Here is a 25335-nt window from a genome sequence, read left to right as displayed (position 1 = left end):
GGTGCTAGTTAGGTAGCGAAAATGGGCTTTGCTATTTCTGTGGATAAGCCGCTATTGAGGCACTGTGGATGTGCGTTTTTCAGGGAAGTTCGTATTCGGGTTTTGAAAGCTCTTCCACGTTGACGTCTTTGAAGGTCACCACCCGAACAGACTTCACAAAACGTGAAGGACGGTAAATGTCCCACACCCAGGCATCGGTAAGTGAAAGCTCAAAGAAAACGTCACCGCCAGCTGGCCGGGCTTGAATGTCCACGGAATTACATAGATAGAAGCGACGCTCAGTTTCTACCACGTAGTTGAATAATCCAACTACGTCCCGGTATTCGCGAAAAAGCTCCAGTTCACGGGAGTTCTCATACGATTCAATGTCGTCAATACTCACGACGCTCCTCAGATCAACTTCCAGCTCTTGCGATGATACTCACTGGGTCCCAACCTTACCAATGCTTGCCGGTGAGCCCAGGAGCCGTATCCTTTGTTACGGGCCCAATCGTACCCGGGATCAGGCAGTTGCTCCATCAGCGCATCTCTAGCGACTTTTGCAACAATAGATGCAGCGGCGACCGCGGTACACAGAAGGTCACCTTTCACTTGGGTCACTACGGGAACCTCACACGTATTGTGATCAAAGAGGTCTCGCGTCCCCAGCCAGTTATGTTTCCCATCAAGCAATACGCACCCGACGGACCCAACATGTTCTAATGCTCTCATTCCCGCTACTCGGAGTGCCTCGGTCAAACCCCAGCGATCGATTTCTTCGGCGCTTGACATCCCCACCGCCCACGATGATGCCCACTCCTGTACGGGTTCAACTAGAGTTTTTCTTTTCGAGGGGGTGAGGAGTTTTGAATCAGTCAATCCTTCAGGAGGGGGCGGCATTTCCTCTTCGACGACCACAACGCCCACACATACCGGCCCAGCCAGCGCCCCGCGACCCACCTCGTCCATTCCTGCGATGCGTCCCCACACGCGTGCAAGATCCTGTTCAACAGCGCGATCAGGGGACATCGTCAAAGGTCTTGCGGCTGCCAACACTCGACCAATGATTCAAGGGCCAGGCAACTCCCCACACACGGCCAATTACCGCAGACTCATCAACGAAAGCATCACCGCCGTTATTAAAGTGATACAGCGAATCGGCAGAATGCTGGCGGTTATCCCCCATGACCCAGACTTTTCCTTCTGGGACTACAACAGAGAACTCCGTATCAGCGGGTCTTGCCCCCTCAATCAGATAATCTTCGGTGATCGGCACTCCATTAACAGTGATTTCACCCGCATCGGTGCAGCATTCGACGGTGTCTCCACCCATACCAATCACTCTCTTGACAAGGACATCTTCGCCATTGGCTGGAACGATGCCCATAAATTGTCCAACTTGCTGCCACATGCCTAGGGGGGAGCCGTCGTTATTGAGCCAGTGGTTGTCGTCAGAGAAAACAACGACATCCCCACGTTCGATTTGTTTTCCCAATACGGGAAGCCGGTTGACTACAATACGATCTCCAACCTGCAACGTCGTCGTCATTGAGGAAGATGGAATGGAATAGACTTGCAGAACAAAGAACCGTATGACCATGGATGTCACAGTGGCTAACACTAAGACAATGAGGACTTCCATGAGTCCTCTACCAATGCGGCTTGTCGCTGTTCTGCGCGGCCTCTTGCCAATCTCGGAGCGCTTAGGCAGTCGTATTTCTTCGGGCGAGTCGTATTCCATCAGTCCCACCTTACTCGCTACAGAAAAAAGTTACCCCCTACGCGCACGCAGGGGGCTCAGTTCACAGCGCCGGTCAGTGATCGAGGCGCTCTTTGATCTTGGCTGCCTTGCCGTGACGATCACGCAAGTAGTACAACTTGGCGCGACGAACGTCACCGCGGGTAACAACTTCGATTGTCTCGATTGAAGGAGAGTGCACCGGGAAAGTACGCTCAACACCAACACCGAAAGAAATCTTACGAACGGTGAAAGTAGAAGAAACACCGTGACCACGACGGGCAATTACAACGCCCTGGAAAATCTGGACACGACTGCGGTTACCTTCAACAACTTTCACGTGAACCTTGACGGTGTCACCGGCACGGAAAGGAGGAATGTCCTCACGCAGAGAAGCTGCGTCTACTACATCTAGCTTTTGCATTTCAGCTCCAAGACACACATGCCGCAGGTCATTTGCGTCAGTTATGCGGGAATTCCCGCTACGATCGTCTCTGGTCCCCTCATGGTGTCCCCCTGCGGCAGGATACACCTGGTTTCCAGAGTTTTAGTTTGCCATACCTGCGCCATTCGACCTAACTTTTGTGCGTGAGATCGCGCACGAAAGTATCATCGGTGTTTTCATAATTGCCGATGAAAAACTTTCGGCGCCCCGCTTTGCGAAATCCCATCCGTCGGTAGAATTTAGCGGCGCGCTTATTGCCAATGTTTGTGGCAAGGACAATCGCATCCGCCTGGCATAGCTGGACCGTCTTTTCCACCAAGGCGCTGGTGACTCCTGATCCACGGTACTCTCTGTCGGTGTAGCATTTCGAGAGATAGGCTGCCCCCGGCCTGTGAAATTCTTCCGGGGCGTTCATTCCAGTAAGTGTATAAGCGACAATCCCGTGAGGGACACGAGCCACTAATACTCTCCACTCATCGGGGTGCTCTAAGTACCGAGTGAATGCGTCCTCACTGAGGTTTTCTTCTAAGAAACGATTGTTTTCTTTATCTGGGATTCCCGGAGGACACGCATCTGGAAAGGTACGTGCGGCTAGTTCCGCCAGGTCAGGAATGTCACTAACCGACGCTTCTTCAATGACAACAGGGGCCAGTTGCGGAACCAGTAGCCACCCCTCTTCCGCAAGAATTTGTCGGTCGCGAGAGTCAAGTCCTTGCAGCGACGCAAGGAGATCGGGACGGCGCCGCGCAGTGCGCCGCAATGATTGGTCTCTGCGCCACCTGGCAATCGCTTTGTGATCTCCAGATTTGAGCACCGCGGGAATCTCGTGGCCGCGCCACTGTTGGGGGGCTGTGTAAGCGGGATACTCTAACAAGCCTTCTTCTGAATGGGATTCTTCCATCAGCGATTGCGCATTTCCCATGAAACCCTCTTGAAGACGAGCTGTCGCCTCAATGAGTGCCAATGCTGCTACTTCCCCACCGTTGAGCACATAGTCACCCAACGAAAACTCCACGACATTGTCATAGTATTCTGCAACTCTGGCGTCGATTCCTTCATATCGGCCACATGCGACAACGACCTGTTCACTCTGGGCGAGGCGTTCCACCAGGCGCTGGTTGAGCAGCTGGCCACTGGGGGTAGGGATAGCTAGGACAGACCTCCCGGGCTTGCGAACGGTATCAATGGCTCGCCCCCACACATCAGCACGCATCACCATGCCAGCTCCGCCACCTGCCGGCGAATCATCGACGCTGCGGTGAGTCCCTTCAGCCCAGTTCCTCAAATCATGGACGTTGATCTGTACCCGCCCAGATTCTTGCGCTTTGCCAAGCAATGACAGGTCAAGTGGCTGGAAGTACTGGGGGAAAATACTGATGACATCAAAGCACAGTGTCACTCAAATAGCCCTTCTGGCGGATCGACAGTTATTGTTCCATTGCCGAGGTCGACCTCCGGGACGATTTCTTCCACAAAGGGCACCATTACCTCGCCCGATTCAGTATCGACAATCAGACGATCCTGCGCAGAGCCAAAATCTAGTTTCTTCACTGTCCCCAACCGCTCACCACTTGAGGAAATCGCCGCCAGGCCTTCCAGCTGGTGCGAATACCACGCGTCATCTTCAACTTCGGCTGGAACAATAATGTCCGCGCCTCGCAGTGTTTCTGAATCATTCCGGGTGCGAACCTCCTCAAAAAAGACCAAGGCCTTATCCTTCCCCCAGGTGAGGCGTTCCACGGTAAGAACCGGAAAATCTGCGCAGGTTGAGTGCACTTGCGCGCCCACAGCGAAAACTTCATCGACACGATCGGTGCGTATATGAAGAGATACTTCTCCTTTGAGTCCCTTGGGAGCTCCAACGCGCGCCGCAATCACCATATTTTCCATGACTATCAGATTACCTTCTTCCCTAAGAACGCTAGACATAGCAAAGCGGACCCCAGAAGAAATCTGGAGTCCGCTCAGCGCATCTATACGCGGCTTTTAGCTATCGACAACGTCGACGCGGACATAGCCGCGCGATGCGATAGCAGAAATGACGGTCCGTAATGCCCGCGCGGTGCGGCCGTTACGGCCAATCACTCGGCCTAGGTCCTCGGGATTAACGTGAATCTCCAACAATTGGCCGCGACGCTGCTTACGCTGCGTGACACGAACATCATCCGGATGATCAACGATCCCGCCCACCAGGTGTTCTAGGGCATCAGCCAGCATGGGTCACTCTCCAGCTTCCTCTGCTGCAGCATCAGACTCAGCAGCCTCATCGGTTGCAGCCTCAGCCTTTTCAGCAGCTTCAGTCTTTGCTTTTTCTTCAGCAAACTTAGCTTTGCTCTTTTCAGCAGTCGCCTCGGCAGCTTCGATAGCTTCCTTGGCGGCAGCCGCACGGTCAACCTCAGAAATCTCTACACGGCTCACGGCGTCTTCTTTGCCGTTGAAACGTGCAATATCTCCGGTGAGGACCAGTAACTTACGCACCGTATCAGAGGGCTGTGCGCCAACACCCAACCAGTACAGTGCACGATCTGACTCAATATGAATCTTTGAGGGATTGGGCATCGGGTCGTAGGTACCGATCTCTTCGATCACACGACCATCACGCTTCTTGCGTGAATCGACGACAACGACACGGTAGAAGGGGGCATGGATTTTTCCCATGCGCTTCAAACGAATTCTTACTGCCACTGTTGTGGAACTCCTAGCTAACTTGTGTTGGTACTTGACCGGCTCATGGTGGGTTTCATCAGCAGATTGTTCCCGGAACGCAAACTTATGCAGCGAGAGGGTCCGCATAGTTTGAGTACAAGAACTTATTGTGCCACGTTGAGCCCAATCATCCAAAGAGAGAAGCTGTTATTTCTCACTCAGTTATGTCCCCCTACAATAGGACTGTGGTTACAACTAAAGCATTTTTAGCAGATGAATTGGCAAATTTCGCTGTCGAGGCGGCTCAAAGTGTAGTTCCCTATCTACGGGCAGCCGCAGGCACCGTGAGTGAATTCAACACAAAACGAGACCTCCACGACCCGGTAACGGTTCACGATCGTGCTGTAGAAAACCTCCTCAAAGATTTCTTAGGCGCTACAGTTCCTGGGTCGCGATTTCTCGGAGAAGAAATGGGTGAAGAGATTTTGCCGGGTTCGTCTGGTTCTGAGCCACTTGGTGAAGGGGCCACTTACCTGGCTAATCGGGTGCGGTGGATCGTTGATCCTATCGATGGAACCGCGAACTTCGCCTCGGGAAGCCACTATTTTGGCACTTCCATAGGCGTAGAGCTAGATGGCCAGGTAGTTGCCGGAGTGATCTCTACACCCATGACCTCCGAAATTTTTGCTGCAAATCTGGAGGAGGCGTGGCTCATCGATGCGGAGGGTAGGCGCAGTCCGCTGCGGTCCAGTGGGCCCGCTTTTGAATCTCAGGCAGCAATTTCCACCTACTATCCGGGGCCCCGCGCTTTTCTAGGTGACAAGGACGCAGCTTCCAGGCGTTTCATAGAGCTATCCGACGCATATATGGCAATTCGGCGACTAGGGGCGGGTGCGGTTGACCTTGCACATGTCGCCGCTGGTCGACTCTCGTGCGTGCTGGGAGTCAGCTTTGCACCTTGGGATGTTGCCGCTGGCATTCACCTTGTCCAAGTAGCAGGCGGACATACAGTCAATGTGGCATTGGGAACTTCGCACGCAGATGGCCTGCGCCCTGCCGTGCTGGCTTATGTAGAGCAGTTAGAACCCACTGTCGCCCTACGGGTTTTGCAAGAAATTGACGCGGAATCCTAAGACTCCGATTCTGCAGACTGCGAAACAACTCTCTCTGATTTTTCGTTCCTTTTGCGTTTGACCTCATACGAGACTGCCAAAAGGATGAGCCATAGTGGACCAATAATGACAGCCATGCGGTAGTTGGGTGAGAGTGCCATCTGTACTACGACAATCGCAAGGAACACCATCACGAATACGGTACTGAAAGTGCCGCCTGGCAAACGGAACGTGAGTTTCTTGACTTCGTCAGGCCCAATCCTGCGTCGAAACTTCCACTGCGTAATCATGATCATCATCCAGTTGATGATGCCTGCAATAAGAGCAATAGAAAGCATGTAGTTGAATGCAAAGTCATGCCAAATCATGACCACGATGACCGCAATAACTGTCACTGCCGAAGATGCCAATACCCCAACATACGGCGTTCCTCGTGACGAAACCTTTGTGAAGGCCTTGGGCGCATTGCCCTGCCCAGCAAGGGAATACAACATTCGGCCGTTCGAGTAGAGGCCAGAGTTATACACGGATAGGGCTGCGGCTAACACAACAAAATTGAGAATGTGAGCGGCAACAGAAATGCCTGCACTGTCGAATATCTGTACAAATGGACTGAGTTCTCCGTCAATCTTTGTCCATGGAATGACCGCCATAATGACTGCTAACGACCCGATATAGAAGAGGAGAATGCGGTAGATCACCTGGTTGATTGCTTTAGGGATCGTGCGTGCAGGATTTTGGGCTTCTCCCGCTGTGATCGCAATGAGTTCGATCCCACCGAAAGAAAACATTACGACGACCAGAGCCATGAACGCTCCACTGATCCCATTGGGGAAGAATCCCCCGAACTCCCACAGATTCGTGAAGCTGGGTGGCGGGAGATCGGGATTAGAGGTTGTGCCCTTGATGACCACAAAAACACCCAAAACAATCATCCCTATGATTGCCGCAACTTTGACTAAAGCAAACCAAAGTTCAAATTCACCAAAGGCTTTGACGCTGACCAGGTTAATTACCGTAATAAAAAAGATGCAGAAGGCTGCAGTAAGCCACGTGGGAACCGCTGGAAACCAATAGTTGATGTAGATTCCAACCACTGACAGCTCTGACATGGCAACTAACACATAGTTGAACCAGTAGTTCCATCCGGAGATGAACCCGGCGCGCGGGGACCAGTTCTGATAGGCATAGTGGCTAAATGCCCCCGCAACAGGTGTATGAACAGACATCTCCCCCACAGCTCGCATCACCAAAAAAATCACCAAACCTCCGAAGAGGTAGGTAACAAGTACCGATGGGCCAGCTAGCTGGATTGAAGACGCTGATCCGTAGAAAAGACCTGTTCCGATCGCTCCCCCCAGAGCAATCATTTGAATGTGCCGGTTTTTCAGGTCGCGTCTGAGTTTTCCGTCGCCTTCTGGTGCAATGGTCGCGCCGGCGCTCTGCATGTGGGGCATGAAATTTTTCCGTTCTATTCCACTTCTGGTGCGGTGATAGCTTAGAGATTCTAGATTAGTCCAGATCAACGATCCTTAACTACTTGCCTTGAGGTTCAACTCTCTTTCAACAGGCTTTTTAGAACATCGTCATTTTTACTCGTTCCATCGACTAGGACGCACTAGGCATACTACGAAAGCCGTCATACTATTACTGAATGACTCATATGGCATATGTAATCGCAGGATCAGAGGCAACTGGAGGCGCAGGCATCCAGGTCGACCTTAAGACTTTTGAGCGTCTAGGGACGTATGGAATCGGTGCCATCACATGCATCGTGTCTTTTGATCCCAACAACAATTGGGCTCACCGTTTTGTTCCCATTGATCCACAAGTAATCGCAGATCAGATTGAGGCTGCTACGGCCTGTCATGACCTTGATGTCGTAAAAATTGGGATGCTGGGAACACCCGCGACAATTGATACTGTTGCCACGGCATTGACCAAGCAAGCGTGGAGACACGTTGTACTCGACCCAGTACTCATCTGTAAAGGCCAAGAGCCCGGTGTCGCATTAGATACCGATACCGCATTGCGCGAGAAGATTCTTCCCCTCTCCACGGTCATCACTCCCAACAATTTTGAGGCACGCACCCTAGCGAATATGGACGAGCTAAATACTATTGAGGATCTGGAGGAGGCCGCACGTAGGATCCACGCCCTGGGTCCTCGCTACGTCATTGTCAAGGGAGGCATGGACTTCCCCGGTCCCGACGCCATCGACGTTCTCTACGACGGCGAGACCATGATGGTTCTCAGCGAGCCCAAAATTGGTGAAGAAAGAGTCAGCGGGGCCGGTTGCACATTCGCTGCGGCTGTTACCGCTGAGCTTGCTAAAGGAACAGACATTCACGATGCCGCTGCCGTGGCAAAGCAGGTTGTCACCAATGCAGTGAGAAATGCTGTTTCGTCGCATGCGCCTTTTTCGTCTGTATGGATGAATGGTGGAGTTCCCTCGGAAGGCTAACGTCCATTTGTGGGTGCGAGTCGTGATTGTCGCGACGCTTTACGACTTCTCGGCTCGCACTGACGGGTTTGCCAGACCGGCTTGTTCTCTATTTTTTCGGCGAGCGCGCATAATGGCATCTGAACTCAATACTATGAGCCCTATCCACACCAGAATGAAACCTACCCAGCGGCTAGTTGGCATCGGTTCTTTCATCACCACCACGGCAATAGTCAGCTGCATAATAGGGGCCAAGTATTGCAAGGAGCCCAATGTCGCTAATGGCAGTCTGCGCGCCGCTGCGGCGAAAAGAAGCAACGGGACCGCGGTGATTGGCCCGGACAGAGTGAGTAACACTATCAACCATCCAGCATTGACGTACTCCCCTGCTGCCCCCCATGTTGCTGCTCCCTGAAATGCAAGAAAGCCCAAATAGCACGCGGCGAGTGGGGTAAGGATAAGAGTCTCCATGGTGAGTCCCGCAATCGCAGGAGCGTGCGAGCCGACGCGATTTTTCACCAATCCATATATTCCGAAGGAAAAAGCTAAAACTAGTGAAATCCACGGCAGGCGTCCGTAGCCAACAGCAATCACGATGACAGCCACGACCGTGAGTGACAGGGCAACTATCTGAGCGGGTAGTAGTCGTTCACGGAGCACCACCACCGCCAGTAGTGATGTGACGATGGGGTTAATGAAGTAGCCGAGTGCCGCATCAGCCGTATGGTGGGTCTCTATCGCCCAGACATAGGTTCCCCAGTTAACTGCTATGAGTATCGCGGCGACAACGAAAAGACCTAGAAGTCTCCCGTTGCGCAATATCTTCCAGACCTGAGAAAACGACCGGGTTACTGTCACGAGAATCAGGCAGAACACCAGACTCCAGATTATTCGATGCGCCACAATCTCCAGTGCCCCTGAAGGAGCAAGCACCAAGAAGTACAGTGGCAAGAATCCCCACAGAAGATAGGCTCCGAGACCTGCGGCTAATCCACCGCGACTTTGTTGGGATGTTTCTCCTGCTGTTACGTTATCCGACATCGCCTTGAGAGTACGTCACCAACAGTGTTTTCAACAAATGAGGAATACACACCACTACCGGTTTGCCAAAATAGCAAGAGCTCTTGCTGATGAGACCAAGGTCCCTGACAATGGTTCTCATGAAGATCGAGTCACTCCCCAACGATTGGGACGTTATTGTTGCTGGCGGCGGAGCTGCCGGCCTATCAGCCGCCCTGCTACTAGGCCCGCGCCAGAAGAAAAGTCCTTGTGATTGACTCAGGGGAACCGAGAAATCGCTACGCCTCGCATATGCATGGCGTCCTTGGCAACGAAGGAACCCCACCGGGAGAACTACTACGCACAGGAAGAGAAGAAATTCGTCTCTACGGAGGCCGCGTTATCAACCCGACCGTAGAGTCTGTCAGTGACTGTGACGGTGGTGTGAAGGTAATTCTTGCCGACGGATCAACGTATATTGCGCGAGCCCTCATAGTGGCAACAGGAGTAGATGACGCACTCCCAGCAATTCCTGGTTTGCAGGAACGATGGGGCTCGGCAGTTTTCCACTGCCCCTACTGTCACGGGTGGGAAGTCAAAGACCAGCACATTGGTGTTCTCGCAACCTCACCAGCCTCCCTTCACCACGCTCAGCTCGCGCGGCAATGGAGCGACCAGGTCACCGTTTTTACTGCGAATCTTGGGCCACTTGATCCCGACGAAGAAAAGAAGCTACGTTCACGCGGCATTCGCCTCGTATCCGCGAAAGTGACACACGTCGTAGGACAAGGTAACACCATCGATTTCGTCCGAACATCCACAGGGCAAGAAATCGACCTTGACGCCATATTGCTCGCGCCCCAAACGATCCCTCGCAATGAGTTCCTGGATGACCTAGCTCTTTCACGGACGGAACTTCCTTTTTCATCTGGGTCCGTCTTGGAAGTCGACCCAACCGGCAAAACAAGGCACCCCAGGATATGGGCTATTGGCAATTGGTGACCCCTTTCGCCAACGTTCCTATGTCTGTCGGGGCAGGAGCCTTCACCGGGAGTGCGGTGAACGGGGTACTAGTAAATGAGGATTTCTCTCGAGCAATGGGGACTTATCATGACTGAAACTACCCAGAGCCTCGCTCAATATTGGGAGTCACGCTATGCGGAAATGGACCACATGTGGTCGGGTCGGGTCAACCAGGTTCTAGCTGATGTAGTGTCGCGACTCGTTCCTGGGAGTGCCCTCGATTTAGGGTGCGGTGAGGGAGGCGACGCAGTGTGGCTTGCCAGCAAAGGCTGGGAAGTTACTGGCATTGACCTCTCCCCCACGGCTTTGCGCCGAGCGCGTCAAGCTGCAACCAATCAGGGCATCACGGAGGCTCGGCTTCACCTTGAAGCCTCCGATCTGGCAACCTGGGAACCAGTAGAATCATTTGATCTTGTCACCTGTTCCTTCCTGCACTCGTGGCCGGTGTCCATGCCGCGCGAGGATATCTTGAGAAAAGCTCCATTCGCGGTAACCCGTGGCGGACACATCCTGGTCACTTCCCACGCAGCTGCCCCCTCGTGGTCTGACCCCGAGATGGCGAAGGGTCACGTCTTTCCCACACCAGAAGCTGACCTTGCAGCTTTGAATCTAAATCCCAATGACTGGTCTGTCGTGTCATGCGAAATACGCGAACGTGAAGGGACCTCTCCGTCTGGCCAGGTCAGCACGTTGATTGATGGAGTCGTTTTGGCGCGCAGGCGCCGCTAGACACTCCTGGAATCTGCTCTCATGTATGAAACTACTGGGGCTCAAGTTTGCTTCGAAATAAATCACTGGCATGTACCAAGACTGAACTTAACATTCCTCCATAGCAGAAAGACTTTTCAAGGCGGCCTTCTAGCACACGGTTAGATCACTCATGTTCCCGCAGTAGCGGTTATCGATCTGATTCGTTACCCGTTTCTTCCGCGTCGCGTTCACTATCCAACATGTCCAACCCGAGACGCACCGTTACTTCTACCCTCATTGCCTCAGCCTGCGCGGCGCCTTCCCGATCACCCAACAACTCAAACAAGCGGTGCGCGGCATCATGAGCGCGCAATCCATCCCATTGATCGAATGTGGCATAGTGGGCCCAGCCATGACGCAGCGTGCGTAGTTGTTGTGCAACGGCAGAGACTTCTCGCGTCTTTCCGGTATCAAAGGGATAGCCCCAATCCCCTAACCGTTCTGTGAGCATCCGCAGCTGTGCCGATGGGTCATCTGCACTGTACATACCCGGCGCTCGTCCCCGCGCCCTATCAAGTTGTTCGAGCACTTTGACCCAGTGGTTCCCACATAGCCTATTAGCAAGGGTGGCTTGGATAAGGGAATCCAAGCGGCTAGCCAACAGGTCTAATGCCCTTCCAACTTCGACCCTTCCGTCTACCGCATCTATACCATTGCCAAGGATTTCGGCCAGTAGTCGTACTTGTTTTGCCTGATCGTCTCCCTCGTCAAGAGCCTCCGGTTCGATGGGCCGAACGCCATAGTGTTCGAGCTGTTCGCGCAGAGACTCAATCTCAGTGTGAGCATCCGTCAACTGTTTGCGTGTTGATTCAAGCAAAGCTTCAAGAGAGTCTTTTTCTTCCCGTAGCACCGCTAATTCGACATTGAGAGAGTTGCGTTCAGCCTCGGCAGAAGAAAGGAACTCTTCCTGTACTTCAAGTGCGCTACGGTCACGGATGATTCTGCGATCTAGAAGAACTATGTCTTCTTCGATGCTGGCTTCAGAGATTTCTGATGCTGGTTTATCCAGCCAGCGTCCCAAAGAAGCCCGAAAAACCTGCCAAAAATCACCACCACTTTGCATCTCCCGATGCCTGTCAGCTCGTCGAGGGAAGATGCGTTTTTCTTGTCGGCCCTTAGTTGGCGTTGCTTCCAGCTCCACCCGGCTGAGATCAAAATCTTCCACCTGTTGCTCTACTTTTCGAACCAGTTCTGCTTTTCGTGCTTCCTGGTCAAGTAGTTCCAACACTCGACGAACCTCTGCGGGGAGTGCTGTTTCCAGAAGCTGGCGGCGGGGTGACCGCGCAACCTCGGCCAGTGCTTCTTCCGTTGGCCTTCCTCTACGGCCAAGAAAAGTTGTGATGGTATCTGGTGTTATCAACGGGTGTCGCCGCGAATCCGGATTGTCCATGTCAACACGCGGAGCAATTACCCGCAAGTGCCCCGGTTGCACACGCAGAGCAGGCGGGAGCTCATCGTTGAGCAGTCCCACGGCTGCGGCATCGACGGAATACACAGCCGCAGTGCCTATAGAGGTTCTAGTGAGAGCCCCAACAACTTGCCGCCATCGCACGTCAGCTTGCGTAGAAACTGAGGATGCAACTATGAGCGACACTTGGCGATCCTGATCGGCTATTGCATCACGCAATTCCCACAAGTCTGATTCACGAATCACTACCGGCTGTCCTTGAAGTCGAACCGCCCCATCAAAGACATGCCGGTCATTGAGAATATTTGCCACGATTCGTGGGGGGTGCGTGGCGTCAATAATTGACTCTAGAGTTCCTTCGTTACGCGCAACAGAAATCACCATCAGCGCACGGGAATTCTTTGCTGATGTGTCATTGGCAGCCGAGATACTCACTCGATAGTCGGCGTCTATCCCCGTGTCAGTCATGACATAGCGGACCGCCGTTGTCTTGCTTCTAGGATCCGTAAAGAGCGTGCGTTCAACATGTGTTCCGCCCGGCAGGCTAATGTGAGTCTGTCCATCCCACAGATCCAAGGTGTCTTTATCGACGCCTTCTTTTCGAGAGCGTAACCAGTCTCGTACAAAGCCTTCAGTAATAGAAAGAATCGTCTCACCCGGCTGCAGGTCAAACCGCATCACGGAACGATACCCATCAACAAATTCCTTTTTCGAATCTGCGTAAGTCACTTCGTATTCACCGGCTTCTTTGCTGGAACGTTGCGCTTGGCTATGCCACATCTACTAGTTTAGCGGCTCTTCCCAGTTGCTGGTAATGCCCCGTGTTCTAGTTGGAAGTGCAACGTCTTTTAGGGTGGTGGTGTCTAAGTCATCACTTTGAAAGGGTTGCACTTCCGTGAGTACAGGGTATCGGCATTTATGTCTTGATGTACGCTTCCACATAGAAAAGTTGGTTGATCAGGGGATATCTATACGTCAGGTGGCGGCTAGTTTGGGACGAGCACCGTCAACGATCTGTCGGGAAGTGAGGCGTAATGGGTGGCGACCATCTTCCACGTCCCAGGCGTATGTTCCTTACCGGCCAGCGTCACTGAAATGCGGCCCATACACGCGGTTCCAGTACCGAGCCAGTATCGCCCAGGGCAAAGCAGAAACGGCATCAGGGCGCTCGCATATGCCCTGGCGAATGAGCCAGGACGACCTAGTTGACTACGTTGTTCAACACTTACGCCGAGGATGGACTCCTGAGATGATCGCTGGTCGTCTCCTGATTGACTATCCCCTCGATAGGCGGATGCGGATCTGTGCAGAAAGCATCTACCAGTGGGTGTGCTCCACACCTCAGAAGTGGCGTGAACTCGCCCAATACCTACCAAAAGGACACAAAAGGAGACGTAAACGTGGTGGCAGAAAGGTCCACAGCAAAACACGGATTCCTGACAGGACCAGTATCCACGAACGCGCAGGAGAGGTAGAAGACCGCCTCGAGTTCGGCCACTGGGAAGGGGATTCTGTGATCGGAGGTGGGCATAGCGGCGCAATCCACACCGAAGTGGAACGAAAGACCCGTTACCTGTCCGCTGTTCTACTCTCCAGATACGGCGCTAAAGAGACCCTGGCTGCCCAGCTAAGTCTCTTCACAGCCCTGCCAGAGTATGCCAGAAAGACCGTGACAACGGATAACGGTTCAGAGTTCACTGACCACGCCGGACTACATCCCGAAGGCATCAAAACATTCTTCGCTGACCCATACTCATCCTAGCAACGCGGACCAAACGAGCATTTCAACGGTCGTATCCGCCGCTACCTACCCAAACGAAGTCACTTCGACGAAATCACCGACACCAACCTCCAAGAAATCATCACCGAAATCAACAACCAACCCAGAAAATGCCTCGACTGGCACACCCCAAACGAAGCCTTCCACCAAGAGCTACAATCAACAAGCCACCTCGTTGCACTTCCACATTGAATACGGGTGTACCCCATTGCACTTCGAAATGAAATTGGGGGGCTGAAACCCGTCATCTCATGAGAATCATACGAGTATCCGGCATATGACCCGCGGGGGTCTGGAGAAAACTGGACCAAACCGAACGTGGCTGATGGGCCAGGAAAGTTGTTAATTTCAGATACTACCGTAGTCGTCGTACTGCGGGACGTTCCAATGAACGGATCAACATAGGATGCGCCTTCCTCGACGAAATCGGTGCCTTCTGCTGTGGCTGGAGTACACATGCACATGCATGCACTAACGCGACGACTGTGCCAGCTGCTCCTCCTATGCCGTAGTGGAACCTAGATCTTCTTCGCAGTTGCGCAATCGACTCCTTCGTTGGTTACAGACAAGAAACATGAGCTAAGTGAAGCTGGGGGCACGCGTGTGCCCCCAGCCTTTGTCCTGCTAGTTCAACCTTTTTCGACTCCGTAGAGCCGCTACGCCCGCGAGTGCCGCCAACACTGAGAGTCCGACAACTATTCCAATTGTGGCACCCGTGCTAGACAATTCGCCGCCAGGTTTGTTCGTCTCACCAGGATCTGGCGCATTTCCTCCACTGCCCGGATTATCTGGGTCATCGGGATCTACGGGGCCACCGGGAACGGTCACGCTGACATCTGCCAGTACAGGGATCTGCGACTGCGCACCTACCGCAATCACTGTGTAGTCGCCAGCTTCGAGAGTCTGCGGAACGTCAAGCATGACACTGCTAAATGCGCCATTCGCATCAGCGTTCGCTGTAACAGTGACGATTTCTTCACCGCCGGTACGCGACTGAGATTTCACCATACTCACGGTGACACTCTCACCAGAAGCAAACCCAGAGCCATCCACTGCAAGGGCATCACCGGCTGCGACGACTGCTGGCACTGAAATGGTCGGAGTGTAGCTCACTGGCACAGTTACTGCGATTTGGCCCTGAGCCACAATTTGGGACACGTTTCCAATAGCCTCAACTGGATATGTTCCTTCGCTGGTATCCGTTGGAACAGTGAGATTCACAGCTGGCAGATTCCCATTAGAGTCAGCGATTCCTTGTGTTTGCGCCAGCTGTTCTCCACCTCCCAAAGAAACTGTGACGTTCTCACCTGGAGCAAATCCAACACCGATGACAGCAAAGGTCTCACCGGCCAATATTGAAGCCGGGACTTCGATCGCCGGACTGTAGACCGGACCACTTGCGTTCTTCACTGTTACCGGAACATATACCGTCTTCGACATGCGTCCGTCATCAACAACAACAGCTACCTCGTATTCGCCTGCTTCGGCATACCGGTGCGTAGCTTGGACTTCCGTCACTCCATCCTCTGCCACTAACTGTGCCGAAGACAGTGCGCTTCCATCACCCCAATTGACCAAGGCGATACCTCTGCCCTGGTCAAGTGAGCCGCCGCTGGCATTAGCTAAAACGAATTCCGATTCTTCGCCGGCAACCGCTTCGGCAGAGTCTGCACCAACCACGTCAAGCGGTTTGATTAAGACGGGTTCTACGTCCGTACCGTAAGCGAATATATGCATGCGACCTCGTATATATTCTCCATTCTCCGACTTCGGCATCACTATTTTGACTGGATGAATTGTTTCACCCTCCGCATTCTCACCTAGTAATGGGAGTACCGCCGACATGTACATGGCAGATTTCTTGCCGTCATGCGACTCTGAGGTGCCATTGTAACGGCCAGGCACCTGGAATAACGCACCCTCTTGCTGTGCTCCTCCGACCCAGTCGGCGAATTCCACATCGTATTGTTGCTGCGTTCCATCGGAATAGACCACTGTTACCGATCCGCTTTGTTTGGACTCGGTAGCTGTTCCAAGCAACGCTAGTTGAGTGGCGCCTTCTGGAATATCCAAGTAGACGTCCTGCCCCTCATCTGTCACGTGATCCGGCGTTCCGGGTTCCGGAGCTGGCAAAGCGAAGTGAAGTCCGTTGATGAGGACAGTTTCGCCAGCACGATAACCGGCATTCACCAGGTCTTCACGTCCAAACTGCCACCCTTGTCCGTCGCAGTTCGCCTGCCCTGCACCTATGTCAGTGATACAGGTGTGTGTGAAGCTTCCTTCAAAGGAGTTCACTCGCTGAACTTCGATCCGGACCTTCTCGCTAGCAACTACGCCACCGTCATTGTCTGTCACAGTGATGATGATGTCATAGACACCGGGCTCAGCGAATCGGAGGCCAGGTGCAGTGACGTGCCATCCGCCTACTCCGTTTGGATTGACAGCAGCACCGGGTAGTTCGCTGATCCCTGGTGAGGTAAGTTCGACAGAAAAGTCGCCACTTCCGCCCGAAATGTTCGCAAGAGCATCTGAAATCTCTTGGTCAGTGCGAACACTAATTGTCGACGCTGGACTGACCGTCAAATCACCGGCCGCTGCTGCGCCAAAGAGCTCTATCTCTGCTAAAGAGAAGTCTTCTGCCACAGATGAAAGCACCAATCGGTACCACGCGTGAGATTCGGACTCCGTATCTGCCAGCATGAAAGGCCGGGTTTGAGTTTGCCAGGTGAATGACTGATTCGACCGTGAGTCAATTTGCGTCCAGGTAAGGCCGTTGTCATTCGAGCCCTCTAGTGTCCATGACGAAGGGCTGTTTCCCGTGCCACTGGTAATGGTGTAGCCCTTTAGAGCCACGGGACCAACTGCCGATTTCCACACTAGGGTTGCTTCAGAGGAATTAAAGGTCACTGTAGAACGCGAGGTATTGTCTACTAATGCTGCGACTGACGTAGCATCCTCAGAAGTGAGTGTTCCCAGACCTGCGCCGGAAACGTCTTTCATCGGCTGGGGAACTTCCGCACTAATCACGCGTTCACCCCAAGACGTTGGTGTCGCAGACATCGCAAAATCAATAGAGCCACCACTGCGAACCAGTTCTCCTGGAAGAACAGCATCTCTGAGTTCGGTTCCATTGGCGTTGACTCCAGCAACATAGATATTACCCGCGTGAGTTCCTGGAGCATTGAGGGTCAGTTCACGTTCACTTCCCTTCCACAACGTCACGGAGTCAAATAATGGCGATCCGATAGTATATTCGCCCGAACCGACCTGACGTGGATAAAATCCGAGAGCTGAAAAAACGTACCACGAACTGTATGCTCCGTTGTCCTCGTCGCCAATGTATCCCTGACCTATATCGGCTCCCTGAAATATGCGTTGCAGCACTTCACGCACGATCTCTTGCGTTGAACTGGGACGACCGGCAGCAGCATAGATATAAGGAATGTGATAGGCAATCTGGTTGGAAATGCCTAGCATCCCCATGCGCACATCGCGTGCCTCTCGCGCCTCGTGAATACCTGAAGAGTTGTTGGTCGAATGCCAATCCGGCTGGCCAAAGAATGCATCCAATGTAGACAAGATTGCTTCATTGGACGTTTCGTCGTAGCCGTTAGCCTTTGAATACAAGGCCGCCATCCCATCCACGTCGAAGAACGCGTGGTAAGCGAAGGTCCAGCCACTACCTTCCGTATAGGCTCCTCCCCAATCCTTGATGTCGAAGTCTTCACCCTGCTCGAATGAACCAGAGGCATTTCGCGATGCGAATGCTCCATGAAGATCTTCGCCATGAGGATTGGGTAACACAACCTCCGGATTAAACATGTTGACGTAATTGGTTGCACGATCCTGGAAGTACGCTGCCTCCTCTTTGAGCTGGCCCACCATTTCAGGATGTGCCGCAATTATGGCCGGATCAGTCGACAGCTTCTCTGCCATATGTCCAAGGCCAAAATCGTTGATGAAGCCTTCCATGCCCCATGAGACACTCTGTCCTGTAGCGGAGCTGGTATATCCCAAGAAGATTCCGGTGTCTATCCCCTTGCGTCCCACCGCACCCGCGTCACTCACGTTCTCAGACTTAACCGGTAACACGGTGGCATTACGCAGCGCTGCCTGGTAGGCCTCTAAAGCCAGTTCAGGATCCAATGCACCAGTAATATAGGCTTCCGCAAAAGAGACATCAGAGCTGGTGCCAGTCATCAGGTTGGCATATCCTGGAGAAGACCACCGCGATATCCATCCACCTTCGCGATATTGCTGCACAAACCCATCTATGAGTTCGTTGGCGATCTCAGGATACAGCAGCGAGTACAAGGGCCAGGCAGTCCGGTAGGTATCCCAGAATCCATTGTTGACGTATATTTTTCCTTCAACAACAGCAGCATTTGTCTGCGTATCAGAGGCCTGCCCGTTCTTGGCTGCGACAGGACTGGCGTGCATCCAGACCGGACTGTCAGCAGAGCCGGTGTTTTCGTGTTGAGAGTTGGGGTACATGTTGAGGCGGTAGAGGTTCGAGTAGAGAGTTACCAGCTCATGATCGGACGCATCAGAGTTAACAGTTACGACCCCGAGTCGCTTATTCCACGCTTTGGTTGCCTGGGCCTTGACTTGATCGAATGATGCTTGTGCCACCTCCAACTCGAGATTTCGCTGTGCTTGATCCTGGGAGATGAACGAGGTTGCCAAACGCAGCTCAACGGTGTTCTCTGGTAGGTCTGTAAAGCTTGCAGACACCGAGTTCTCCCGCCCGTTCCCAGCTCCACTTGAAGAAATTGGCTGATCGAAAACGCCATAGACGAACATGCGTGAGCGGCCCACAGACAGACCGGAGCCGTGGTCAACCCATCCTGTCACCGCACCACTACCCGCATCGATGTTGAGATTTGCTTCGTTTGCTTGCCCACCGACCTGATCGAGAATGACAGATCCAAAGTCCTGTCCGAAGTCAAAATGATAAATGACTGAATGGTCATCTGGGGTCACCTTGGCATTGAGACCGTTGTCGAATGTGACCTCGTAAATGTCCGGACGTGCGGTCTCATTGTCGTGACTGAAACTCAGACGCCGATCATTAAAAGACGCCGACGGATCGCTTTGCAGTGAAGGCATGACTGCCAACTGATTGCGATCGCCCATCCAGATGGATGTCTCATGTGACACTCCGATAGCAACTAAAGCAGGACGATTATTGACATTATTGTCTTTGTGGTACTTGTAAAGTTCCCCGGTTGAGCTGCCCTGCGTCATTGGCGTCACGAAATTGAAGCCATTGGGCACGCTGACAGCGGGGATATTGAGTCCCCGCGAATAACCACCTGAAGCATTTGTACCTCTGCGCGTATCGACGAAGGAAACTAGGCCGTCAGGGTTACTCCTGTCGAGGCGGTCTGCTGGCGCAATTGAAACATCGTCAAGCCACCCTTGGATCTGGCTGTCGCTACTGCCCGAGTCATTGTCATAGACGAAGATAACGTCTTTCACGGTTTTACCAGCCAAAGAACTCACGTCCACGCGCACTGAGTTCCATTCCGCAGGAACCAACAGATTACTGCCACCCCATGACTTGGCGTTGGCATCATATCCGTATATGTCCTTGAGTCCAGACTCAGACAAACGAGAGCCATCATTGAAGAGTAGATCCACCCCTACGAAGGTGGAGGCATTGTCGAGGTTCGCATCGAGCGTGGGAAAGATCTTATAGGACAGCTCCGAGTCACCATCAAGGGTGACGTTGACATCTTTGTGTACAAATACTTCAGATTTAGCGGGTCCATCTGCTAAGTGTCGCGCAGAATACTTCGCTGATTTAAGGCCGGTGAACCCCACTCTTGTTTTGGCATTGAGCGCAGCTGTAGGGCCATCAGAGGTCTCCAACGCGAGATCTGAAGCCTCTGGTTCGTCGTCAGAGGGTGTAAATAGCTCCCAATCTGCGATTTGAATAATGGAGGCGCCTCTATTGCTGACAACATATATTCGCCAATACGGGAACGCGGCCGAAGGCGTACCTAGCTCATATTCATTGGTGGCTCCGCGACCATTCCAACTGGCGTTGGTCTGTTCATCAATAGTTTCCCAATTGGTTCCATCATTGGAAGCTTCTACGCGAAAATGCTTGGGATCGCGCTCCGGGGCATCACCGCCTGACGTCAGAGTATAACTGGCGATGGACGCCGGCTCATCAAGTGTGTAGCTCACCCATTGGTCAGCTCCAGAAAAGACCAACCATTTTGTGCTCTTATCACCGTCTGCCAGCATTTCTTTCGTTTCGTTGGGCGCATTTTCTCCCGAGGCGGCCACAGAGACGATTTTCCTTAGCAGAGAACCGGGCCTAGCCCGTTCGCCAGTGATATTTTCAGGATCCGAATACCGACCTCCATCGATCTGAGGCTCACCTTCTTCGAAGGATGTTGACCATTCGTTCGAGGGCGTAGCATAGCTGGCGGGAGCTCCCATAACCATGCCTGACATAGCAATAGCTGCCGTAGCAAGTGTTCCGATTGCAGCTTTGGGGAATCGTTTTCGGTACCCTGTTTCTCTCATTCTCTTTTCCTTCTTTTGTTGCCAGATTCTGTTGTCTGCAGCCCCGGCTTACGCGCGGGGAGAATTGCCTTGCACCGAGAGAGTGCCATCAATAATGTTTCGTCGGTTAGGGATTGACATAGTCGAAGGTCGCAGCGTTGTTTATGTTGTTGGGAGCGGACAGATACGGGACGCCGTCCCAGTCACTCGCAAAATCCGATTCAATAGGTGTCGTTCGCAGTAAGACCATCTCCTTTGAGGCCTGTTAATACTGTTACGTTGCACGTTGAGCGCTGTGCGCCCAACTACTGTCTGACTTTAGGCGATAGATTATGCAAAATCAACCACAATAACGTCAGATTTTTGATCAAAATTTACTATAATGTGTATGTGATCTCGCCCGAAAATAGATCCTTAGATAGTCTTCCGCTCACACGCAGTCAGCGAAGAGTTCTCGACGCTTTTAAAACCGATGCCACCTTCAGCTGCAACGCTCTAGCGCTTCATCTTGGCCTCACACGCACCACAGTCGCTGGCGCATTGAAGAAACTTCAGAAGCTGCGCTTGATTGAGCAGCTTCCCGGTACTCAAGGAAACTCACCTGTGCGCGGACGCCCGTCTCTGCTCTACCGCCTGCGAGTTCCTACGGGGTTTCTCGGGGGCATTACCGTGGGGCGCCGCCACATTTGTGCCGGGTTAGCTAATGCGAACGGGGAGCTGATAGAAACCCGTGAAGAAGCCGTAGCTCTAGGAGAAACGGCGGGCGCGATCGCAGCTCGCGGTAATCGTCTTCTCCACGATCTCCTCACCACAAACTCCGGCACAATAGAAAGTATTCTTGGTATCGGGCTAGGGCTACCTGGACCCATTGATACCTCCTCACGTATCGTTACCGCAAAAAGCGTGCTGCCTGAGTGGGCTGGAGTGGACTATTTAGAAATGGTTCACAGGGAGTTTCCTGTCCCGCTCCATGTTCTCAATGACGCCACCTTGGGTCTGATTGGTGAAGCTAACTATGGCGTGGCGCAGGGCATTGAGAACGTCATTTATCTCAAGGTGTCTACCGGCATTGGGGCTGGCATTTTGACACAAGGACACGTATACATGGGTGGTCGCGGAACGGCGGGAGAAATCGGCCATATTCCCACAGACCCTCATGGACGAATCTGCCACTGTGGATGCCGCGGCTGCCTAGAAACAGTCGCTTCTATCCCTGCAGTACTCTCATCACTGGATTTAGTGCTGGGAGACAACCCCACACCTCAAATGCTATTCGACGAATACAGACGAGACAATCGTTCCGTCGTGCGGGCAGTACACGAGGCGGCAAGAGAAATCGGCAAGGCGGTATCCATGATGTGCAACCTGCTCAACCCTGACATGGTCATTTTGGGAGGAAGAATGCCAACCATTGGCAACGATTTTACCGACACTGTCACCCAGGTTGTACAGAACACAGCGATCGTACCTAACGGAGAATCTGTACAGATTACCCTCCCAGCTTTACATCAGCGCTCAGAGATTTACGGTGCGATACACATTGCCCGTCAGAGTTTGCTGCCCTGACTAATGAGATGGTCTCTGGCATCTGCCGCGTCCAAACGGCGACTGGTTACCTGCGCATTTCCTCCACGACCCAGCTTGTGCTCTGACTAATCGTCTCTCGTGAAATGCTGGCTTCGTCAATATTCTGGAAGTGACCGCTGATCTCCTCCGTGGTAGGAACCTTTGACATGAAGCGAGCGCACCACCTCGTCAACATCACTCCATTTGCTTTGCCGTGTCCTCACGACCATAGTTTTGGACGTCTTTTCACGGTCCTAAGGAACCTCGATCTGAGCCTCTCAAGCACTATCAGTCTCCGATGTCTTTGATGTTGCGCGTTCCTCGAGTTCGCAGTCTCCTGCATATCAGAACCGTTTCAACAACCCATCCGAACCAGTGAGATCAAGACCGGAAGCGTAAGCCTGCCGCACTAACTATGGGAGACGCAGTAGCCGGGCTCCTCAGACTTTGGCCCGATGTGGAGGCGTTTTAGCCCACAGCTTTGCGGTGAAGTTTGCTCACATTACATTCTCTCAACCGGTGAGTGCTCGTCTTTATTGATTGGATCAAGGAAAAATGCTAAAAGAAACAGTCACTCGCGGAAATGCCTTAGCTCATGCTCTTCCGCGATGCCAGTTGCCCGGACACCCTTGTATGACCAGCTGGCGCACGATCCCCCAAGCAGCTTCATGCAGCAGCCTGGGCGATGTGGTGTGTGCCGGGGCGGTATACGGCCCAGTGCACGGTTTTATGACACCGTACGTGGGAAGAGGATATTCCCAACAAACCCAACCAAAACCCAAGCGATGTTCGGTTGATCTGGCGATACAAAACGTGTTCTGCAGTGACCAGGCCCCTGGGTCTTACAGCCACGCCGGTGCTTTCAGCTATGCGATGAGTTGGCGCCGATCAGTTACTCCGAGCTTCATGTACGCCCGCTGAAGATGCCCTTCGACTGTGCGAGGGGAAAGAAACAGCTGTTCTGCGATAGCACCATTGCTCATCCCTGTGGCGGCCAGCTCACAGACCTCCAGCTCACGCTCACTCAGCGGCGCCTCGCGCACCCTCACCCGGCCAAGCGACGGGGTGTTCACTTCACCCAGGGGCGCAACAGCCTCGGCACAAAGATCAAGCAGGCGAGAGGCACGCCCCTTAGCGCCAACCTCACTTGCAAGTTCAGCCGCACGTGCGGCAACCTCGGCCGCAAACAAAGGCCTGCCAGTCCGCAGATGATCGGCAATCAACATCTCGGCCGTACGTGGGGTACCCGCAACATCGTCAACCCCGCCTTGCCCATTCACCTCAGAAAATGCGGCATCATAAACACGCAGCAGACCTGCGAGGGTTCCCTGCACCCGACCCGCTACTTCCGCAAGGCGCGGCAGACCCCATCGGTCGTGCTCTGGGGGCACCAACTGCAGACGCCAGCCGTCGTGCAGCAGACGCATCAGCGAGTGCCAGTACTCGGCATGCTCCGCCTCCGCAACAAGCTCTTCGAAACGCTCTCTCGCAGCCTGTTCACCGTCCAATGCGAGAATCGTGTGCAGTGTTAATCTGTCGGCCTCCGGCCGCGATAGTCTCCCCGAGGTCGAACTGGCGGCAAGCCAGGCCTGATAACGCTCCCGTGCCCGCTCAAGGTTGCCCGTCATCGTCGCGGCAACCGAGTCGAGGGCAGCGGTGAAACCTGCCAAGTTCGTCGAATCCCTCATGGCGAGCAGCGCCGAGGCTTGCCCAAGCAGGTCTGTCGCTTCCGTCGCATCACCTGCATCGAGAAACATGAGCCCTCGACCGCTAAGGAAGAACGCATGGTCGAGGGCGAGGCTGGCCCAATCGATCGTGGAAAAGTAACGGTCAAAATCGGCCAGCGGCGCCCCCTCACCGAGCATCGCATGGAACATGGCCTGTACACAAGTTCGCCGCGTGCAGATGGCGGTGCAAGGTGCCATAGCGGCCCCTCGACATGTTCGGCAAAGATTCTGACACCCGCTTGCGGATCCCCGCGGCGTACTTCCTCGACGATCTGTTGTGCGAGCAGGGACAGCCTCAATGCCGGAGTAACTCGGTCGTCGGCAGCTGCCGTCCGCAGCGGCTCAATCTCTGTTCGAGAGGAGGTTCGCGCGATGATGAGATGTCGCATGGCGGCTGCCTCGGGCACCGCCTGATCATGGGCAGCTAGACGCTCTGTTGACCTCTCGATCTCACCAAGCCAGTCAACGTCGATGCGCGCCGCGCGCAGGGCGGCCTCAGGATCACCTATGCCAAGCAACGGTGCAAGGACTCTGAGTGCCTCCTCAGGTCTGCCGAGCTCTGAGAGCGCGTCGGCGCGCATACACAGTAGCTCGGCTATGATCTCTTGGTCTTTGGCATTCGGGTCAAAGGTCGGTAGATCGTCGGTGAACGCGACCACGGCATCGCTCATCCCTGCGGCTGCTGCGACCTCCGCGTCCTCTCTCAAGGTTAAGAGATCGGCTCGCTCTCCGAGACGATGCAGGTGGTAGCTCAGGTGAAGGCGTGCAGTGGCCGAAAGTTCTTCCCGGCCAAGCTCGCTGCGGATGTGCGCGGCGCGCTCACGCAACTCCGCTCGCCCCATTGCAGCGAGCACTAGATGTGGGGTGAGTTCGGCTCCCAGTCTGACAAGATCAGACTCCGACCGCAGATCAGCCACGGCACCTGGGCCATCAAAGCTCTGCGCGATGTCGAACACGGGAACGGCGTCGGTGATCAGCAGCAAACCGTCATCAATGGCCTGGTCGAGCGCCTCGATGCCGATCAGTCGCTCAGCTACGTCGCGGGAAACCTCCCCAAGCACAGCGATAAGTTGGGCTGCTTCACGTAGGCTCTGCGGCTTCTCGCTCAGTCTTCGAGTAATCAGATCCGACACCCGCTCGTTTCCCGGCTGCCACTCCCGCCGAAGAGTGCGGAAGCCATCGATCACCGGAAGTGAATCG

General features: G+C 53.6%; 20 protein-coding genes and 1 pseudogene. 6 read left to right on the top strand and 15 right to left on the bottom strand.

Going from position 1 to position 25335, the window contains the following annotated elements:
* Positions 1-79 precede the first annotated feature (79 nt).
* The 8 genes from FYJ24_RS10620 to rpsP all read right to left on the bottom strand — a co-directional run bounded on the left by FYJ24_RS10620 (position 80) and on the right by rpsP (position 4847).
* Entirely contained in the window at positions 80-382 is a 303-nt protein-coding gene (locus FYJ24_RS10620) for a DUF2469 domain-containing protein (RefSeq protein ID WP_318656661.1), read from the bottom strand.
* A gap of 8 nt (positions 383-390) precedes the next feature.
* Complete coding sequence (locus tag FYJ24_RS10615; RefSeq protein WP_154546224.1) at positions 391-1008, bottom strand: ribonuclease HII; 618 nt, start codon at positions 1006-1008, stop codon at positions 391-393.
* Positions 998-1720, bottom strand: coding sequence for a signal peptidase I (lepB, locus tag FYJ24_RS10610; protein ID WP_154546222.1), 723 nt, complete (start codon positions 1718-1720; stop codon positions 998-1000). Before lepB ends, FYJ24_RS10615 begins: the two co-directional genes overlap by 11 nt.
* Before the next feature lie 73 nt (positions 1721-1793).
* Positions 1794-2141: a 50S ribosomal protein L19 gene (gene rplS, locus FYJ24_RS10605; RefSeq protein WP_154546220.1), complete on the bottom strand. Its 348-nt coding sequence runs from the start codon at positions 2139-2141 to the stop codon at positions 1794-1796.
* 151 nt (positions 2142-2292) lie between these two features.
* A complete protein-coding gene (gene trmD / locus FYJ24_RS10600) occupies positions 2293-3561 on the bottom strand; it encodes a tRNA (guanosine(37)-N1)-methyltransferase TrmD (RefSeq protein ID WP_318656660.1) in 1269 nt (422 codons plus the stop codon).
* Positions 3558-4052, bottom strand: coding sequence for a ribosome maturation factor RimM (gene rimM, locus FYJ24_RS10595; RefSeq protein ID WP_154546218.1), 495 nt, complete (start codon positions 4050-4052; stop codon positions 3558-3560). Before rimM ends, trmD begins: the two co-directional genes overlap by 4 nt.
* Positions 4053-4148: 96 nt before the next feature.
* A complete protein-coding gene (locus tag FYJ24_RS10590) occupies positions 4149-4379 on the bottom strand; it encodes an RNA-binding protein (RefSeq protein ID WP_154546217.1) in 231 nt (76 codons plus the stop codon).
* Positions 4380-4382: 3 nt separating this feature from the next.
* Positions 4383-4847, bottom strand: coding sequence for a 30S ribosomal protein S16 (gene rpsP / locus FYJ24_RS10585; RefSeq protein WP_318656667.1), 465 nt, complete (start codon positions 4845-4847; stop codon positions 4383-4385).
* Between the two features lie 206 nt (positions 4848-5053).
* On the opposite strand from rpsP, the gene FYJ24_RS10580 reads away from it, so the two are divergent.
* Positions 5054-5941 (top strand): inositol monophosphatase family protein, encoded by an 888-nt coding sequence (locus FYJ24_RS10580; protein ID WP_206192664.1) that lies wholly within the window; start codon positions 5054-5056, stop codon positions 5939-5941.
* Here FYJ24_RS10580 and FYJ24_RS10575 read toward each other — a convergent pair.
* Positions 5938-7368 carry an amino acid permease gene (locus tag FYJ24_RS10575; protein ID WP_225872127.1) on the bottom strand — a complete coding sequence of 477 codons (1431 nt, stop codon included), beginning with the start codon at positions 7366-7368 and terminating at the stop codon, positions 5938-5940. The genes FYJ24_RS10580 and FYJ24_RS10575 overlap by 4 nt on opposite strands.
* Positions 7369-7574: 206 nt before the next feature.
* Here FYJ24_RS10575 and thiD point away from each other — a divergent pair, with 206 nt between their 5' ends.
* On the top strand, positions 7575-8384 hold the full coding sequence (gene thiD, locus FYJ24_RS10570; RefSeq protein WP_154546211.1) for a bifunctional hydroxymethylpyrimidine kinase/phosphomethylpyrimidine kinase: 810 nt from the start codon (positions 7575-7577) through the stop codon (positions 8382-8384).
* Between the two features lie 39 nt (positions 8385-8423).
* Here the strand turns inward: thiD and rarD are convergent, their stop codons facing one another.
* Positions 8424-9404 carry an EamA family transporter RarD gene (gene rarD, locus FYJ24_RS10565; protein WP_154546209.1) on the bottom strand — a complete coding sequence of 327 codons (981 nt, stop codon included), beginning with the start codon at positions 9402-9404 and terminating at the stop codon, positions 8424-8426.
* A 228-nt stretch (positions 9405-9632) separates the two neighbouring features.
* Here rarD and FYJ24_RS10560 point away from each other — a divergent pair, with 228 nt between their 5' ends.
* Together FYJ24_RS10560 and FYJ24_RS10555 are read left to right on the top strand one after the other, a co-directional pair.
* Entirely contained in the window at positions 9633-10364 is a 732-nt protein-coding gene (locus FYJ24_RS10560) for an NAD(P)/FAD-dependent oxidoreductase (RefSeq protein ID WP_206192662.1), read from the top strand.
* A 108-nt stretch (positions 10365-10472) separates the two neighbouring features.
* Entirely contained in the window at positions 10473-11114 is a 642-nt protein-coding gene (locus FYJ24_RS10555; RefSeq protein ID WP_154546207.1) for a class I SAM-dependent methyltransferase, read from the top strand.
* Positions 11115-11283: 169 nt separating this feature from the next.
* Here the strand turns inward: FYJ24_RS10555 and FYJ24_RS10550 are convergent, their stop codons facing one another.
* The gene (locus FYJ24_RS10550; protein WP_154546205.1) at positions 11284-13323 is read right to left on the bottom strand and encodes a Swt1 family HEPN domain-containing protein; all 2040 of its coding nucleotides are present in this window, start codon (positions 13321-13323) and stop codon (positions 11284-11286) included.
* A 115-nt stretch (positions 13324-13438) separates the two neighbouring features.
* On the opposite strand from FYJ24_RS10550, the gene FYJ24_RS10545 reads away from it, so the two are divergent.
* Positions 13439-14305: an IS30 family transposase gene (locus FYJ24_RS10545; protein WP_154546203.1), complete on the top strand. Its 867-nt coding sequence runs from the start codon at positions 13439-13441 to the stop codon at positions 14303-14305.
* A 263-nt stretch (positions 14306-14568) separates the two neighbouring features.
* Here the strand turns inward: FYJ24_RS10545 and FYJ24_RS13575 are convergent.
* A pseudogene (locus FYJ24_RS13575) lies at positions 14569-14781 on the bottom strand (hypothetical protein); the annotation flags it as partial.
* A 166-nt stretch (positions 14782-14947) separates the two neighbouring features.
* Complete coding sequence (locus tag FYJ24_RS10540; RefSeq protein WP_154546201.1) at positions 14948-20863, bottom strand: GH92 family glycosyl hydrolase; 5916 nt, start codon at positions 20861-20863, stop codon at positions 14948-14950.
* A 369-nt stretch (positions 20864-21232) separates the two neighbouring features.
* On the opposite strand from FYJ24_RS10540, the gene FYJ24_RS10535 reads away from it, so the two are divergent.
* The gene (locus FYJ24_RS10535) at positions 21233-22408 is read left to right on the top strand and encodes an ROK family transcriptional regulator (RefSeq protein WP_206192659.1); all 1176 of its coding nucleotides are present in this window, start codon (positions 21233-21235) and stop codon (positions 22406-22408) included.
* A gap of 866 nt (positions 22409-23274) precedes the next feature.
* Here FYJ24_RS10535 and FYJ24_RS10530 read toward each other — a convergent pair.
* Positions 23275-24165: a helix-turn-helix transcriptional regulator gene (locus FYJ24_RS10530; protein ID WP_206192658.1), complete on the bottom strand. Its 891-nt coding sequence runs from the start codon at positions 24163-24165 to the stop codon at positions 23275-23277.
* Positions 24093-25322 (bottom strand): hypothetical protein, encoded by a 1230-nt coding sequence (locus tag FYJ24_RS12680; protein ID WP_206192657.1) that lies wholly within the window; start codon positions 25320-25322, stop codon positions 24093-24095. The genes FYJ24_RS10530 and FYJ24_RS12680 overlap by 73 nt, the downstream gene beginning before the upstream one ends.
* Positions 25323-25335: the final 13 nt, after the last annotated feature.

Source organism: Scrofimicrobium canadense (assembly GCF_009696615.1).
Lineage (GTDB): Bacteria > Actinomycetota > Actinomycetes > Actinomycetales > Actinomycetaceae > Scrofimicrobium > Scrofimicrobium canadense.
Note: the sequence above shows the minus strand (reverse complement) of the source record. Positions and strands in the feature narration are given on the sequence as shown.

Excerpts from the sequence above, each read along its gene's own strand:
- FYJ24_RS10615 (WP_154546224.1), bottom strand. The coding sequence starts at position 1,008 with ATGTCCCCTGATCGCGCTGTTGAACAGGATCTTGCACGCGTGTGGGGA.
- lepB (WP_154546222.1), bottom strand. The coding sequence starts at position 1,720 with ATGGAATACGACTCGCCCGAAGAAATACGACTGCCTAAGCGCTCCGAG.
- rplS (WP_154546220.1), bottom strand. The coding sequence starts at position 2,141 with ATGCAAAAGCTAGATGTAGTAGACGCAGCTTCTCTGCGTGAGGACATT.
- rimM (WP_154546218.1), bottom strand. The coding sequence starts at position 4,052 with ATGGAAAATATGGTGATTGCGGCGCGCGTTGGAGCTCCCAAGGGACTC.
- FYJ24_RS10590 (WP_154546217.1), bottom strand. The coding sequence starts at position 4,379 with ATGCTGGCTGATGCCCTAGAACACCTGGTGGGCGGGATCGTTGATCAT.
- FYJ24_RS10575 (WP_225872127.1), bottom strand. The coding sequence starts at position 7,368 with ATGCAGAGCGCCGGCGCGACCATTGCACCAGAAGGCGACGGAAAACTC.
- thiD (WP_154546211.1), top strand. The coding sequence starts at position 7,575 with ATGACTCATATGGCATATGTAATCGCAGGATCAGAGGCAACTGGAGGC.
- rarD (WP_154546209.1), bottom strand. The coding sequence starts at position 9,404 with ATGTCGGATAACGTAACAGCAGGAGAAACATCCCAACAAAGTCGCGGT.
- FYJ24_RS10555 (WP_154546207.1), top strand. The coding sequence starts at position 10,473 with ATGACTGAAACTACCCAGAGCCTCGCTCAATATTGGGAGTCACGCTAT.
- FYJ24_RS10550 (WP_154546205.1), bottom strand. The coding sequence starts at position 13,323 with ATGTGGCATAGCCAAGCGCAACGTTCCAGCAAAGAAGCCGGTGAATAC.
- FYJ24_RS10540 (WP_154546201.1), bottom strand. The coding sequence starts at position 20,863 with ATGAGAGAAACAGGGTACCGAAAACGATTCCCCAAAGCTGCAATCGGA.
- FYJ24_RS10530 (WP_206192658.1), bottom strand. The coding sequence starts at position 24,165 with ATGTTTCTCGATGCAGGTGATGCGACGGAAGCGACAGACCTGCTTGGG.